Genomic DNA, 14,979 nt, shown 5'->3' with positions numbered 1-14,979 from the left:
GATTCCGTTCAGAAGAGAGCATTCTCTCGGAGGAATGGAATCGCCTTTACTTGTATAGGGCGCAGCTATAACCGAGCGAAGCAAGCCCGCGACCGAAGCGCAGCACAGCTGTGCGGTGCGAAGCGAGGTGCACGTCTGAAGCAAAAATAAATTATAAAACCGCAACACCCTACCCCAGCACCAGCAGCCAGTGCAGACCGCCAATCAAGACCAGCATCCCAAAGAACGCCATTTCCACGTCCGGCACAAAACGCCCCAGCTGCACAGCCCAAGGGGGCTTGTCCCTGAGAACAAACCAGTACACCCCCAGCGCCGCCCCCACATAGCCCAGATAGGTCAAGACCTCAGAAGACAGCTTGTATAGCGGATCCAGCCCCAGGACAACGACCTCCAGCGGATACAGCACTACCACCAGCACAGTCATCATACCAATGGCAAAGGCCTTCCCGCCGAATAGCTTCATGGATTTTTCGCGAGGCCCGAACAGCATGGCAATCCACTTCGAGAAGGACATAGCTGTCCCCAGGTTGATGAGGGCAAGGGCATATGTGACCCACCTCACAACCGCCGGCGTTAAGAGACCATCAGCCACACTGTATTTGATCAAAGTCTTGCCCACACTGCCAATCATCCAAGGCGCGCCGCTGATCGCCAAAACCCCGACCAGTACAGCCACACCCAAAAACGGATTCGAGCGCATGACCCCGTGGATCCGGGTCAGATTGCGGGTGCCGTACATGCGGGCCAGCGCCCCGGCCGCCAGGAAAAGCAGGCTTTTGAACATAAAATGGTTGAACGCGTGCACCATGCCGCCCAGTCCGCCATCCGCCAGATACATGGAAAGGCCAATCACCATCAGCCCCACCTGAGACACCGTGTGGAAAGCCAGCATGCGCTTGATGTCCGTCTGAAATATGGCCCGCCCCACCCCGTAAAGGGCCGCGCACAGCCCCAGGACCAGCGTGATCCCAAAACCCATGGAAGATCCAAACGGCGCAATGACATTGACATAGAGAAACAGTCCCGACTTCACCACAAGCCCAGAAAGCAGCGCAGAGATAAAGGTCGGTGCATAGCCGTGGGCCACGGGCAGCCATCCTCCAACCGGAAAGGAAGCGGTCTTGACGGCAAAAGTCGTCATAAAGCAGGCCAGGGCAAACCGCGCCCGCACAGACAGAGCCACCCCCGCGGCAGCCTCCGCCCCAAACCACGCGTGAATCCGCGTCAGGTTGAGGGTCCCCACCTCCGTATATAATGCAATGACGCCAATCAAAAAGATCAGCATCCCTACACTGTTAAAGATCAAATAATAAAGCCCGGCACGCACTGACACCGCATCCCGCTCGTAGAGAATCAGGATGCTGGCCAGAATCGTGATCACCTCAATCATCAGGTACATGGTGAAAAGGTCCCGCGTCAGATACAGCGCATAGAGCGCCCCCTGCAGCATTCCCAAAAAGAGAAACAATTTATGGTCCCCCTGATGCTGGTGCCACAGATAGCTGTAGACATACATAAACGCCACAGCCGTCATGATCAAAAAGAGCCGCCCAAAGCCCCCGGAGGCCAGCTCAATGCCTATGCCCTCCGGCCAGCCGCCCAGGACGAGGCTGACCTCCCCCTGGCGAAGCAGCCAGAACACCAGCCCACTCAGCAGCACCTGCTCAACAAAAACCGTCCGCGTGAAGCCCACCCGGTCCACCAAAAAAATCAGCAGCCCCCAGAGAAACGGCAGGAAAATCAGAGTCAGCATGAGCGCTTCCATCAGTCTGTCCTCTCAAAGGTGTCTTTGTGGAAGATGACCCGCCAGTCGAGACTCCCGTAATAGTGGAACAGCTTGCCCGACATGAACAGACCCAGCGCCGTCACCGAAGCCCCTATGACAATGGCTGTAATCATCATGGCCTGAGGCAGCGGATCCACCATGCCCCCAGTACCCATGCCGATGATTGGGATCGCCGACCCCGTCCGGCTGGCCAGGCTCAGGAGCAGAAGAATCACCGCCGTCTGGACCAGATTCATACACAGGATGGTCTTGACCACCTGCCGGGAAGTCACAATGCCGTACAATCCAATCAAAATGACCAGACATGCCGTTACTGTCACGAACATCATAAGCTTCCCTCCTCGAAAAACATGGTGATGATGCCGCTCATCCCAAGGGCGACCTTGGCCCCGATCAGCATATTAAAAGCAATCAGAATGATGCGCTTGAGCCGCATGGCCTCCGGTGTCACCAGGGTTGCCAGTGCGCCTGAAAAGAACAATAGATGCACGACACCGGCGACAATTAAAGCGAAGAAGAGCACTTTTTCGATCCGGATCAATCGGCTAAGCTCCACGGTCTTTTGCTCTGAGATAAAATAGACCAGGATATAGGCCGTAGCCAGGACGACCCCGCCTTGAAAACCGCCTCCCGGAGACAGGTCCCCGTTGAAAACAATATAGAGGCCGAACATGAGCATGAAAGGCAGCAGCAGAAGGCTGATCACTTTCAGCAAATCGTAGCTCTGGCTGATTCTGGGTCTCAATGAATTAAACGGACTCACGGCCTCTTCACCTCATTTCAGGCAGCCCAGCCTGACTCAGGGGTCAGGCCGCTGCACACTCACGTTTCGCAAAAAAATTCAAAGTCGGCAGCACTTCAGCGTCATAAACCTCCCGCCACCACCGGGCATCAGCGGATCTCTTCATCCTTCCTGCCCATGAACAAAATCCCCGCCGTCACCACGAACAGCGTCGCGGCCTCAAACAGCGAGTCAAACAGCCGGTAGCTCAGGTATATGCCGGTTACAAGATTCTGGGAGCCCGTCTCCGGAAGCGTCTCGCCAATAAAATAATCCATGCTGAAGCGGCCATACGCCGGCGCGTTCAGAACGAAAGCCTCAAACAGGCCGTTCCCCACAAAGCCTATGGCCGCCAGGATCATCAGCCCCTTGATTGTCTCACGGGTTCTCATCTTTAACCACCTCCACCGCAATGCCGTATGACCATTTGTGTTCGTGCTTGATCGTCTTATGGGTTCTCCTCTACAAGTACCTCCTGCAGGCTTTAGCCGATGGTCATCCTGCCAAAACCCCTACCACCAAGGCTTTTCAGGCTTCCCATACATTTACGCTTCCACTTCCTCGTTCTCCGACACCCCAACACCCACGAACGCCACACCGGGCGTCTGATTCAGCCATCGCTCCAAGGACTCAATCAGGCAGTTGTTCTCATTGCCTTCAACGCGAATGAGGTCCTGAACAGGATCATAGTCAATCAAAAGATCCGGGCTGCTGGGCCGGAAAATGCCGGCCACCGTTGTGACTTTTCCCTCCAGCCCCCCGACCAGCCTGGCTTCGAGACCGTACAGGTCACAGAAACGCCCAATCTCCTCCATGAACGCCTCCAGACGCTCCGGATTCATATAGCAGTCGCATTGCTCCGAACCCGCGCACCGGACGACCACATTCAGCGTGGTCTGCTTCATGACCGCTATGGTATAGATCAGGGGCACAAAAGCGCAGCCCACGGCTATTTCCGCAAGGGCTATGTCCGGGGCGTACAGGAGCATATAGAGCCCCGCCGCCGTCAACGAAAACGCAGCGAAGTACAAAATCAGCCTGAAATTGTTCTCCGTGATCAGCGTCATGAGCGCCGCGATCAGGAGCGCCACACATAGAACAGCCATCAGTATCATCAGCGGATCCACGGATGGATTCCCCCTTTCTCAGGAAGCAGTCCGCCGCGGTAAGCAGAGGCCGCGATCATCTGATTGGAAACCGGATTGGTCGCCAGATAAAACACCAGAAGGATCAGCAGCCGCAGGGTCATGGGACTGAAGCCCAAGCGGATCATCAGAGAGATAATGACGGTCAGCACTACTACGGAGTCAATTTTGCTGCTGCTGAGCAGGGTCTCATAGACACCCTCCAGCCGGAATATGCCCGCAACGCCAAAACCCAGGAAGATCCAGGCAAGAACGAGAAGCAGATCTGCAATCATTTCAGCCGCCCTCCCTTCAGGACAAAACGCGTCAGGACAATAACCGTCATAAACCCTATAATACTGTAGGTCAGAGTGATATCCAGCAGCTCGCTTTGCCCGGAATACACCGCGTACACGGTCATAATCAGGGCAATTTTAACTGCAATCAGATTGAGCGCGACCAGGCGCTCGTAAATGGTTTTGGCCAGCGTCAGCTGATAGAGAAGAAACAATACAGCAATGCCAATGAGGACCATGGTCATCTCAAGCATGAGTCCGACCTCCCCTCAGCACCTGTTCATAACGGGTGTGCACCTGCTGGCGGAACGCCTGCACCTCTTCCTCGCCGTCCACGAAAGCCAGGACAGTCAGCTCTGAACCATTGACCTCCACCGTCATGCTGCCCGGCGTCAAGGTGATGGCATTGGCGATCAGCGCGATCAGCATAGGTTCCTCCAGTGACAGCGTCACCGTGAACATCTCAGGAGATGGCGATCCATACACCACCCGTTTCATGTGCGCCCAAGCTGAGACAAAGATGTCCTGGCCCACTCGGACCGCGAAGCGCAAGATTCTGAAAAACCCCGTCGCCGCCACCGGCTCAAGGTTGAAGTAGTTCAGGAACCGCCGGTAAAAACTCAGCGTAATCCCGACGGCAAGGATGCCGGTCACCGTCATGCGAAGACCAAAGCGGCCGGTCAGGAGCAGCCAGAACACAAACAAGGCGCCCGCGAGGGTTAGCCCTCCCCTCGAAAGCTCACCGCGTCTTTTCTTTTCAGACTTGTCATTCACCCTTGCCTCACCACCTCTCACTCGCTTTTTAAAAAAACACGCCATAAAACAGCCGCAGTTAAGTTTCTCTCAACTTACCGTCACTGATCATGGCGTGCTTCCTTTTTATTCTATTGCATCAGACATGCCTTCATGACGTCAATGACCGTATCAATGTCCTCTTTTTCAATGCCGTAATGGGTCACAAATCTGTACTCCCCATCCTCCATGCCATTGGACTTGATCCCTGCATCCATGAGCTTTTGAAGGAATGTCGATTCCTTGATCATGCCTTCTTCAAGCTTGAAGAAGACCATGTTGATATCTCTGCGGTGCTTCATAATTTCAATCCCCGGAATCTCCGCCAGGCGGGAAGCCAGATAAACCGCGTTCTGGTGATCGTCCTTCAGACGGTCCACCATGTGGGTCAGGGCGTAGAGACCCGCCGCCGCCAGATAGCCCGTTTGCCTCATGCCGCCGCCCATGCGCTTTCTGTTCTTGCGCGCTCTGCGAATAAAGTCCTTGCTTCCCAGCAGCAGCGAGCCAATAGGCGCCGCAAGGCCCTTGGATAGACAAATATTCACTGTGTCCGCCTGAGCCGCGACGGTCTTGGCCGGTACCCCGAGGGCCAGCGCCGCATTGAACAGCCTCGCGCCATCCAGATGCACCGGAATATTGTGAAGATACGCCAGTCTGTAAATTTCCTTCATATTGTCCAGCGTCAGCACGCAGCCGTTGCCCAGGGCGTTCTCAATGCAGATCAGCGCAGTTTTCGGATAGTGGACATCATTCAGGTCGCGGATCGCGCGACGAACATCCAGCGCCTCAATCTGATTCAGGTGCACCGGCACCGTCTTCAGCTGTACCCCCGCCAGAGCGGCAGCCGCGCCCACTTCATGGGCCTGGATATGCGCGTCCTGTCCTATGATGATCTCATCCCCGCGCCGGGTGTGAGTCATGATGGCCAGCTGATTGGCAAAGGTGCCGCTCGGCACAAACAGCGCCGCGTCTTTTCCAAGGAGCTCCGCCGCATAGCGTTCGAGTTCTGCCGTCGCCGGATCGTCCTCATAGACGTCATCCCCGACCTGCGCCTCAAACATGGCGCGTTTCATTTCCTCCGGCTGCAAAGTTACCGTGTCGCTTCTCAAGTCAATCCAACGCTTCGTCATTCCGCGCTCATCCTCCAAGTCATGGTCAGTTGAAATTTGGTTTGTCTGTGTGGTTTATTTGAGGCGGCGTGACCATCGGCAAACACTCGCCTTAGTCTTTCACCGCTCAAGATTAGGCATGCGAATAATGGTATATGCCGTCTATCAGGGTCCTGTTCAGGCGCCCCCGCAGGTGCAGGTACTCCAGGTGGGCCATGGCCTCGGAGGACGCGAACCACTTCTGGGCCTTGGGAAACTCGTCCCAGCCCGCCGCGCGCAGCTCCCAGTGCATCCTCGCCGCGATCTCGCGTACCGTCTCATGACCCTGCCCCACAATTTCAAAGACTTCTTTCAGCCGATGGTCATGGTGGGCCACCAGCTCATCAATCCGGCGGTCCGGATCATCAATCACGTTGCGGTGAGCGCTGTAAACGCGCTTCAGTTTCATGGCCCTCGCCTTTTCCAGCATCTCGAGGTAAACGCCCAGACTGTCGAAGCCTTCCTGCCAGTAACTGATATTCGGTGTAATCTTGTCGAGGATGTGATCCGCGCCAAAGAGACAGCCCCGTTCGCGGCAGTAAAGGCCAATCAGCCCCGGCGTATGCCCCGGCAGATCCACCACCTCCAGGCTGAAGCGGCCCATCTCAATGCGGTCGCCTTCCTCGACAATGTCGAGCTCCGGCGTGGACTGCGGCGCGTATTTATACCCGGGATTATCATAGTAATGGATCCCATCCCGATCAAGGTCAAATCGTTCGATCAAAGTCTTAAAGCCCTGCGCCATTTCCTCCGTACGCAGCCTGCGGATCCACCAGCTCTCGGTTTTTCCGGCAATAATTTTGGCGCCGCGGTCGTGGAGCTCGCCAGCCAGGCCTGTATGATCCGAATGAAGGTGGGTCAGCACGACCGTCAGCTTGTCAAAGGAGACGCCGAGTGCCTCCAAAGCACCGTAAACCGCCTCCCTGCAGGCATCCATTGCAAAGCCGGTGTCAATCATCACCGCGCCGGTGTCGCCCAAAATGATGTAGCCGTTTAAAGCTTTCAACGGGTTATTGGGCAGGGGTATGGGAAAGGTGTAAAACCCTTCTTCGAGTTGATGCATTTCGGTTTCCTCCAAGTGTCTTTATCTTTGGACGCTGTCACTGTTGTCAGTTTTGTTCGTACCATTCGTCCTATTCGTCCGTTTCGTTCTTGTCGTTCTTTTCGTTCTTGTCGTTCTTGTCGTTCCAGCAGCCTTCCCTGATTTTGTATCTGTTTTTAGGCCGTCCGACTTTTCCGTATTCCAGCTCAATTTCAAGCTTGTCTTCCTTCTCCATGTAGTCGAGATAGCGACGGGCCGTAATCCTCGAAACGCCAATTTTTTTGGCCACCAGCTGCGCCGTGAAGGTTTGGGTACCAAACTCGCGGATGCATTCGCACACCTTGTCATAAGTCAACTGACTGAAGCCCTTGGTGTCGATCATTTCATGATCTTCGTCTTCCTCCCGTCCGCCACTAACGCCTTCGCGCATGACCATCTTGTCGATCACATCCTGTTCCACGTTCTCCGACTGTGTCAGATTTCGCTTGCGCAGGCGGTACTGGGATAAGGTTTCCTCAAAGCGTTTGAATTTGAACGGTTTTATCAGGTAATCCACCGCGCCGTAGCGCAGGGCTTCCTCCACAGTTTCGACAGAGCGGTCCGCGGTAATCATGATGACATCCGAACGCATGCCCTCCCGGCGAATCCAGCGCAGAAGGTCCACGCCCTTCCCTTGAGGGAAAAACACGTCCAGCAGAACCAGGTCCGGTTCTGCGATCTTCATCAGCTCTTTGGCCCGGTCCAGGGTGGAGACGCTGTCGAGAAGCACGTAGCCTTCAATTTTTGCTAAAAACCTTTCATTGATTTCTCTGACCATGGGATCGTCTTCAACGATGAGCACTTTAATCATAATCTAGTGCCCGCCCCCCTTCATAGGGTATTGTAATGCGCCATTCAGCGCCCAGTTCATTATCAAGCTCAATGACGCCGCCCGCCTCATCAATGATTTCCTTGACAATAGTCAGCCCAAACCCGCGGCTGCCCATTTTGGTCGTCACGCCTCGCTCAAATATTTTGTCCGCAATGTCCTCGCGAATGCCCGGACCGTTGTCAGAAATCACCACGTCCAGCGTTTCCTCACCGGAAGTGATGCAGACATAAATCTGCCCGCCTTCGATCTTGACCAGTTCCTCAATAGCATTCTCAATCAGATTGCCCAGCACCGAGCAGAGCTCATCCTCTGAAATTCTGTCCGGCAGCCGGTTCAAGTAGGAAGCAGGATCGATTTCCATGTCAATTTTGGCTTCCGTTGCACGGTTGTACTTTGCCAGCAAAATAGCGGAGACGTGGGTGTTCTCAATCCGGTCATTGATGATCCCAGACAAGCGCTCGCGCTGGTCTGAAACAACGGAAATGTAGTCCACCGCTTCCTCATAGGCCTCAAGCTGAATCAGCCCCGAAATGGTATGGAGCTTGTTCATGAATTCATGATTCTGAGCTCTCAGGGCGTTGGTCATTTTCTGATAGCCCGTCAGCTCCTCCGCCATGAGTTTGACCTGAGTCAGGTCCTGAATGTTGGACACGACGCCTATAAATTCTCCCCTGTGATCTCTCAGCGGTGTGTGGCTGCACAAAATAGTCTTCCCCGGACTGAGACGGATTTCCTGGTTCAGGATCGTCTCTTTTGTATCGAGAGTCCTAAGCATTTGATGGGCGTAAAGATCGCTGTAATCCTTCAGAGGCTTGCCCACATCCTCCGAGGAGAGACCCAGAATGTCCCTGGCCAATTTATTGAAGAGAAGAATCTTTCCGCTGCTGTCTATGGTTAAAACCCCATTGTTGAGACTTTGAAGGATGATGTCCCTCTGTCCCAGAAGCAGGGCGATTTCTTTTGGTTCCAGCCCAAAGATAGTCCGTTTGATGTTGAGACTGAGAATCGCTGCGCCCAGGATCCCCACCAACAGCCAAACCACCAGCGTCGTCTCGAGATTCCTGATCTGCGTCCCCACCTCTTTATAGACCGTGTCTGTCAAGAGGCCGACCAGGACAGCGCCAACCTGAACGCCGTTCTCATACACCGGCGCGAAGGCCCTTATGGCTGAGATCAGCTCGTTGCGGTCCGCAGAGACGTACGCCTCGCCTGAAGTTAAAACCCGTTCCTCGCCCCCGTTGCGATACCTCTGCCCCAGCAGATTTTCCGATGGATACGAGTACTGAATGCCCTCCATATCCATGACGATAATGTATTGAAAACGCGTCTGCTTCCTGAAATCCTCCACCAGCGTCTGAACGGTTTTGTCTTCATTCTGGTCAGCAAGCGCATGCTTGATCTCCGGAATGGCGGCCACCGTCACCGCCAGGTCCATGGCGTTGTTGCCCATCTGAGTCTCAATGGTCCGCTCCATATAACCAAAGGTCATGATGCCAATGCCCCCGACAACGAGGACCAGCATCACCGACAGAAAGAGCGCGATTTTGAATTGAAGTTTCAAGGCACGTCCCCCTCATGTCTGCTATTCAGCGTCTTCGCCGCCGGTCTCCGGTTCGGCCGCGTCCTCAGACGGAATAAGCGCTTTGTCTAACCCGTCCCGGATCGCTTTGATCAGCGCCGTGCTGGTCATGGTCGCGCCGGACACCACGTCCACCTCGGTAGAGTTATTGCGACGAACCCGTTCCGGAATGGTCTCGTAGACAATGTCGACGACTTCTCCCAGCACCTGCTTCTCATGCTCTTCAATTATGACAATGGATTCAATGTCCATGGCGGTGGTCGTCACTACCACACGGATAGGACCATGATATCCCTCGGAGACGCCTTCGTAGCTGCCGGGCACATAAATCTCCTTTTGAATCTTGCAGGCAGACAGCCCCAGGATCAGCAACGCGGCAATGATCAGCAAGGCTGCCCCGCGCCTGATCAGAGCATGGATGCCGATGGTTTCACTAACTTCAACCCTGCGTTCAAACATACCCGGCACCCCCTGCCATCCAAAAGTGTAAACCTAACAATATTTTACCACATCTTATGAACAAAATAGCAGAAAATTCTACATCCTTTGGCATTACTTGTCGCCAGCCTGCCCCCCTGGCATCACGCCGTCCAGTATATGGCACAACTTCTCTGGCTCGTACCTGGCACGTTTTTCGGAACGCCGACGTATAAATGAATTGAAAAGATTGATAATGCTAGTTTTCAACAAAAACAACTTCTTCAACTTCGTTTGGGGTGACAGGTACGGGAAACTGAAGTTAATCAGCAATTTGATGAATTGACGAAAAAAACATAACCACCAAATAGTTTGACACGTGTATAGTACGTGTTATAATAAAGGTGTGGGGGGATTAAATGAAACGAAAGCATTTACTCCGATTACTTGAGCAAGCTGGCTGGATATTTACATCCGGCGCCAAGCATGACATGGCAAAACACCCGGATCATCCAGGCGTCAAAATTCCAATTCCACGTCATTCAGAAATAAATGATTATACCGCTGCTAGTATAATGAAAAGTGCGGGACTTAAATAGTCCGGAAAGGAGACCATCATGAAATTTATTTATCCCGTAATATTCCGTACCGTCGAAGATGGCTTCTACGCTGTCAGCGTACCCGATCTGCCAGGATGTTTCACTCAAGGAAAAGATCTTCAAGAAGCCTACGAAATGGCACAAGACGCCATAGCGCTTTGGATTTGTGATTCAGAAGATAATTCAGAATCAATTCCTTTAGCATCTGACATCCACCTCATGCAGCATGACGAAAACGAGTTTATCAGTTTAGTTTCAGTGGATACAACTGAATACAGAGCTGCAATTGACAACAAAGCCATTAAGAAGACACTCACTATTCCTTCATGGTTAAATCGTGCAGCTGAAAAACAGCATTTGAATTTCAGCCAAATTCTTCAGGAAGCATTGAAAAAGAAGCTTCATATTTAGTCGATTGATCAGTGTTGATTGTGATCTTTAATATTTCGGCTTTAAATTTGCCCGCTAATAACTTAAAAGTTAATGCACATAAGGCTGCCGATGGTTATTAAACCTGCCATCGACAGCCTTTGTCGTCTGCAAGTGACCCAACAGGCTCTGCCTCCGGCGCCCTGCGGGTAATCATTTCTTCTCATCATAAACTTACACACACTCGGATTCCGCTGCGCTTCATCCTTCGCGAGTGACCCAACAGGCTCTGCCTATTCTTTTTTCTGCCTTCCAGGCAGAAAAAAACAGGGCGCCTCCGGCGCCCTGCGGGTCTCTCTCGCTAGCAATCTCTCCCAATCAACTGATTGGCCAATTTTCTCAGCGTCTCTTTCGCCTCATGCTCCGGCAGGGCCTCAATTCTGGCCATAGCCCTCGAAGTGTAGCGGTCCGCCAGCTTCTTGGCACGGCCTACGCCGCCGCTTGACCTGACCAGCGCCAGGAGATCATCCACATCATGTTCGCTCAAGCTGCTGCTCAGCTTAGTCTCAATAGCCTCACCCTGCGGGGTCTCTAAAGCATACAGCAGCGGCAGGGTGTAGAAGCCCCTCTGCAGGTCCCTCTGCGCGCTCTTTCCGAGCTTTTCGGAATCGCCGTTGTAATCCAGCAGGTCATCCACCACTTGAAATGCCATGCCAATGTCATGGCCAATTCTGCCCAGAGCTTTGCACAGCTTCGGTTCACAGCCCGCTTCAAAAGCGCCGGCATAGAAGCTCATGGCAAACAACGCCGCGGTTTTTCCGGAAATGACCTTCAGGTAATTCTTGAAGGACATGTGGGCATTATAGCGGAAGTTGAACTGACGGATTTCGCCCATGCAGATCTTCATGATGGCTTTCGAGATATCCTGAAGATTCTCCCGGGTGTAGTCGTGGGAGGACAGCATCATGAAGCACTGACAGAAGAGCCAGTCACCCAGGTAGACCGCGTAATCCTTGCCATACTTCGACTGTACGGTTTCAATTCCGCGTCTGAGCCTGGAATCATCCACAATATCATCATGGACCAAGGTTGCCATATGCAGCATCTCAATGACGGCAGCAAGCGTCCGGATCTTCTGCGGCTCGACTTCACCAAACCTGGCGGAAAGCATAAGGAACGCCGGGCGCAGCATTTTTCCGCCGCTGCCGACCATTTCCGTCAGCGCCTCTTCAAAACCCGCGTCTGATGACTGACTGTGCTTTAGGATCAAGCCCCTGACCAGTTGAAGCTCATTATTCAATTCGGGGAAGTCTTTCCAGAAAGCGCTCATAGCTTCTCCTTACGATCTTAATTTCAATCTTTATTGTTAGCTTTGGCTTATAGCTTTATCTTTGTTATACAACCCGTCCGGGTTTTGCCTTCAATCCAGTTCAATTGTTCTGAAACAGCCGCGTTGCCTTCAGCGCCTTGAGCAGATATTGTACCGTGAGTCCGACAGCAATACCGGTCCCGATGGCGGCTAGCATGAGCATGGGCAAATAACCCAAAATAAAGGCGTTCTGAATGATAAACGCCGCCATGAGCAGCTGTCCCAGGTTATGGGCCACCGCGCCCACTACGCTGATGCCGATGGTTCCGAGATTCTTAAAATCCAGGTATACCAGCAGGGCCATGATGAAGTAGCTTAGATAGCCGCCGGCCAGACTGTAAAGGAACGACGAAAAGGAACCGACGATAAACGCCGTCATCAGGATCCTGAGGGTGACCACCAGAAAGGACTGCCTAAAAGGCAGCAAGTAGATCGCCGTCAGCGTCACGATATTCGCTAGTCCGAGCTTCGCGCCGGGCACGTTGAAATTGAAGGGAATCATCCGTTCCACCAGACTCAGGACAATAGCCTGGGCCACCAGGACCGCGATGAGGACCATAGTTCTCGTTTTGGAATGCTTACTGCGCAATGGCATCCAGACCCCCTTCAGACGACCCTTTAATCTGCACGACGACCTCATGAGGCAGGCAGACAATGGTGTCTCCCGGCTGAACCGCAGGTACCGTGTTGACGCAGATCTGATCCCTGCAGTCCGCTTCGAACATCAGGATTTGTCCATTTTCGATTTTGAGAAAATTGTACCCTTTCTCAGTCCGGATTTCAATGACCTGAGGCTCAGATAGATTCACAGTTTTAAACAGCTCGCCTTCGACGACGATTTCTGCCTCAATCACATCCGCAGACTCTGCCGCTCTGGCCTGTAAAAGTCTCATTATGCCGAGGGAACCGAGGGCCACCACGGCAAGTACAACGATCAGGATGATGTCCGTTTTTTTCATGATAAAAACCCCTGTCCTTAAGAACGTTGACATAACGAAATGTCCCTTCAAAGCAAAGGCAAACTTCAAAAGGACATTTCATGCCAGACGTCTAGCAGTGCTATTCGGTGTACAGATAATATTTTTTGACGAAACCTATCTTCTTCCAGATCTTCTTGAGGAACGGAAGGACATAGTAGTCCATGCCAAAGGTGCTGCCGGATCCGCCGATCAGCGCCACGCCGCCAGCCATGTACCAGAGCATCTCAAGCGGAGCCATGCCGGAAGCCCAGATCATGCCGCCCATGGCGATGGTCGCAATGGAAGAAACCGCCGTAAACAAACCTGCCATAAGCGCGAGGCCAAAGAGCACCTCACCAATAACCATACCGGTCTGGAACACAGACGCCAACGTTGTAAATCCGCCATCCGCCGTGTAGAAGAACGCGTCCATAGACCATTGTACCATAGAAGAGATGAATTCAGGAACAGGAAGTGCTTCGCCCCATGCAGACGCCGTTTCAGCAGCAGCGCCTGCTGCAGCAGATGCAGCCGTAGCAGCGTCAGCCACTGTCGCGACCACATTGCCGCCGCCATTCCAGGCAGGGGATGCGGTGGTGCCGCCGTCAATGACCTTCGCAGGAATCAGGAAGATGTTGGACGGATCCGCGAGGACGCCAGGCAGCTTGTGCCAGCCCTGCTCAAACCATTTCCAACCCACAAATAGGCGCAGCGGCAGGAGCCAGAAGTTTGGAGACGCTTTAGCGAAGTGACCGCCGACAAGACTGCGGTTGTCTTCAATATGGAAGATCTCATGCATCAGGTAAGTCCAGCATTTGTTGAAGCCAGCGACCTGAACGAAATAGACGAGGTTGATGAAATGCTTGACGAACATAGCGAAGAATCCGGTGAGACCGAAGAACTTGCCCGGCATACCCAAGTGGGCGACGCCTGTACGTCCGCCAATACAGACCATGGCGCCGTGGAACTCAGGCTTATAGACTTCCATTTGGCCGCCTTTAATTTCAGAGACAATATTGTGCGCGACTGTCGCTGCAGAGTGCTCAGCATTTTCAACCATCTGCGGCACCGGTCTTTGCTCGCCTTCAGGGATAAAGAAGATGTTGTCACCCACGACATAGACGTTTTCATGGTCAACGGACTGAAGCTTGTCGTTGGTAACGATCCGGTTTCTGCCCTCACGCTTGACTTCGAGGTTCGCCATAACGTCAGCGCCTTCAACGCCGGCAGCCCAAATGACAGTTCCCGCTTCAAGCCTGCCCTTGTCGCCAAGCTGTACAAAATCTTTGCCAACTTCAGTGATAGGAGAGCCTGTGATAATCTCAACGCCCAACTTAACGAGAACTTTCTCGGCCTTCTTGCTGAGGTTGTCAGGGAAGATTGGCAGTACTTTTGGCAGGGAGTCCACCGCATAAATCTTGACCTCATTAGGGTCAACATAGAAATCCTTACAGAGACGGCCCTTCCACTCTGCAAGTTCGCCGACCATCTCGACGCCCGTAAAGCCGCAGCCCACAACGACGAAAGTCAGCATTTTCTTTCTTTTTTCGAGATTCTTTTCCTTAACTGCCATGTGGAAAGTCTTCATGATATGAGCATGGATCTGAACAGCGTCGTCATAAGTCCAGAGCTGGAAAGCGTTCTCCTTTGCGCCCGAGACGCCGAAGAAAGTCGGCTTTGAGCCAGCTGCCATGACCAGATAGTCGTAAGGGTAGCTCGTGTCATCAGATTTCAGGACTTTTCCATTGAAGTCGATATCACCTAGATTCTACGTGCAATCTACTCATATAACCCTTTAAGCAAGTATTTATAATCGTTAAGCCAAAACCATTCTTTCACCCAATGGG

General features: G+C 53.0%; 19 protein-coding genes. 2 read left to right on the top strand and 17 right to left on the bottom strand.

Annotated elements, in window-relative coordinates:
* Positions 1–169: 169 nt before the first annotated feature.
* The 13 genes from OEL90_RS04445 to OEL90_RS04385 form a co-directional block, all read right to left on the bottom strand.
* Positions 170–1,765, bottom strand: coding sequence for a complex I subunit 5 family protein (locus OEL90_RS04445; RefSeq protein WP_300687272.1), 1,596 nt, complete (start codon positions 1,763–1,765; stop codon positions 170–172).
* Entirely contained in the window at positions 1,765–2,115 is a 351-nt protein-coding gene (locus OEL90_RS04440; protein WP_291399616.1) for a sodium:proton antiporter, read from the bottom strand. Before OEL90_RS04440 ends, OEL90_RS04445 begins: the two co-directional genes overlap by 1 nt.
* Complete coding sequence (locus tag OEL90_RS04435) at positions 2,112–2,549, bottom strand: MnhB domain-containing protein (RefSeq protein ID WP_291399614.1); 438 nt, start codon at positions 2,547–2,549, stop codon at positions 2,112–2,114. Before OEL90_RS04435 ends, OEL90_RS04440 begins: the two co-directional genes overlap by 4 nt.
* Positions 2,550–2,677: 128 nt before the next feature.
* Positions 2,678–2,959, bottom strand: a complete 282-nt coding sequence (locus OEL90_RS04430) for a hypothetical protein (protein WP_291399612.1) — start codon at positions 2,957–2,959, stop codon at positions 2,678–2,680.
* A gap of 153 nt (positions 2,960–3,112) precedes the next feature.
* Positions 3,113–3,694 (bottom strand): Na(+)/H(+) antiporter subunit B, encoded by a 582-nt coding sequence (locus tag OEL90_RS04425; RefSeq protein ID WP_291399609.1) that lies wholly within the window; start codon positions 3,692–3,694, stop codon positions 3,113–3,115.
* Positions 3,682–3,987: a cation:proton antiporter gene (locus OEL90_RS04420; protein WP_291399607.1), complete on the bottom strand. Its 306-nt coding sequence runs from the start codon at positions 3,985–3,987 to the stop codon at positions 3,682–3,684. The genes OEL90_RS04425 and OEL90_RS04420 overlap by 13 nt, the downstream gene beginning before the upstream one ends.
* Positions 3,984–4,241, bottom strand: coding sequence for a monovalent cation/H+ antiporter complex subunit F (locus OEL90_RS04415; RefSeq protein ID WP_291399605.1), 258 nt, complete (start codon positions 4,239–4,241; stop codon positions 3,984–3,986). The genes OEL90_RS04420 and OEL90_RS04415 overlap by 4 nt, the downstream gene beginning before the upstream one ends.
* On the bottom strand, positions 4,234–4,761 hold the full coding sequence (locus tag OEL90_RS04410) for a Na+/H+ antiporter subunit E (protein ID WP_300687268.1): 528 nt from the start codon (positions 4,759–4,761) through the stop codon (positions 4,234–4,236). The genes OEL90_RS04415 and OEL90_RS04410 overlap by 8 nt, the downstream gene beginning before the upstream one ends.
* A gap of 110 nt (positions 4,762–4,871) precedes the next feature.
* Positions 4,872–5,909, bottom strand: coding sequence for a low-specificity L-threonine aldolase (ltaE, locus tag OEL90_RS04405; RefSeq protein WP_300687266.1), 1,038 nt, complete (start codon positions 5,907–5,909; stop codon positions 4,872–4,874).
* A gap of 112 nt (positions 5,910–6,021) precedes the next feature.
* Complete coding sequence (locus OEL90_RS04400; RefSeq protein WP_300687264.1) at positions 6,022–6,990, bottom strand: MBL fold metallo-hydrolase; 969 nt, start codon at positions 6,988–6,990, stop codon at positions 6,022–6,024.
* Positions 6,991–7,060: 70 nt separating this feature from the next.
* Entirely contained in the window at positions 7,061–7,819 is a 759-nt protein-coding gene (locus OEL90_RS04395; protein ID WP_300687262.1) for a response regulator, read from the bottom strand.
* Positions 7,812–9,401, bottom strand: coding sequence for an ATP-binding protein (locus OEL90_RS04390; protein WP_291399595.1), 1,590 nt, complete (start codon positions 9,399–9,401; stop codon positions 7,812–7,814). Before OEL90_RS04390 ends, OEL90_RS04395 begins: the two co-directional genes overlap by 8 nt.
* A gap of 21 nt (positions 9,402–9,422) precedes the next feature.
* The gene (locus OEL90_RS04385; protein ID WP_291399593.1) at positions 9,423–9,878 is read right to left on the bottom strand and encodes an FMN-binding protein; all 456 of its coding nucleotides are present in this window, start codon (positions 9,876–9,878) and stop codon (positions 9,423–9,425) included.
* Positions 9,879–10,255: 377 nt separating this feature from the next.
* Here OEL90_RS04385 and OEL90_RS04380 point away from each other — a divergent pair, with 377 nt between their 5' ends.
* Together OEL90_RS04380 and OEL90_RS04375 are read left to right on the top strand one after the other, a co-directional pair.
* Positions 10,256–10,435, top strand: a complete 180-nt coding sequence (locus OEL90_RS04380) for a type II toxin-antitoxin system HicA family toxin (protein WP_291399591.1) — start codon at positions 10,256–10,258, stop codon at positions 10,433–10,435.
* An 18-nt stretch (positions 10,436–10,453) separates the two neighbouring features.
* Positions 10,454–10,846, top strand: coding sequence for a type II toxin-antitoxin system HicB family antitoxin (locus OEL90_RS04375; RefSeq protein WP_291399589.1), 393 nt, complete (start codon positions 10,454–10,456; stop codon positions 10,844–10,846).
* 319 nt (positions 10,847–11,165) lie between these two features.
* On the opposite strand, the gene OEL90_RS04370 is transcribed toward OEL90_RS04375, so the two are convergent.
* The 4 genes from OEL90_RS04370 to OEL90_RS04355 all read right to left on the bottom strand — a co-directional run bounded on the left by OEL90_RS04370 (position 11,166) and on the right by OEL90_RS04355 (position 14,867).
* Positions 11,166–12,134 carry a polyprenyl synthetase family protein gene (locus OEL90_RS04370; RefSeq protein WP_291399586.1) on the bottom strand — a complete coding sequence of 323 codons (969 nt, stop codon included), beginning with the start codon at positions 12,132–12,134 and terminating at the stop codon, positions 11,166–11,168.
* Between the two features lie 100 nt (positions 12,135–12,234).
* On the bottom strand, positions 12,235–12,768 hold the full coding sequence (locus OEL90_RS04365) for a Gx transporter family protein (protein ID WP_291399584.1): 534 nt from the start codon (positions 12,766–12,768) through the stop codon (positions 12,235–12,237).
* Positions 12,752–13,132, bottom strand: a complete 381-nt coding sequence (locus OEL90_RS04360; RefSeq protein WP_291399581.1) for a NusG domain II-containing protein — start codon at positions 13,130–13,132, stop codon at positions 12,752–12,754. Before OEL90_RS04360 ends, OEL90_RS04365 begins: the two co-directional genes overlap by 17 nt.
* Positions 13,133–13,232: 100 nt before the next feature.
* The gene (locus tag OEL90_RS04355; protein WP_300687353.1) at positions 13,233–14,867 is read right to left on the bottom strand and encodes an NAD(P)/FAD-dependent oxidoreductase; all 1,635 of its coding nucleotides are present in this window, start codon (positions 14,865–14,867) and stop codon (positions 13,233–13,235) included.
* Positions 14,868–14,979: the final 112 nt, after the last annotated feature.

This window comes from Acidaminobacter sp., assembly GCF_030247605.1.
In the GTDB taxonomy this organism is placed as follows: Bacteria; Bacillota; Clostridia; order Peptostreptococcales; family Acidaminobacteraceae; genus Acidaminobacter.
The sequence above is the reverse complement of the archived record's forward strand: the minus strand, read 5'-3'. Positions and strand labels throughout refer to the sequence as shown.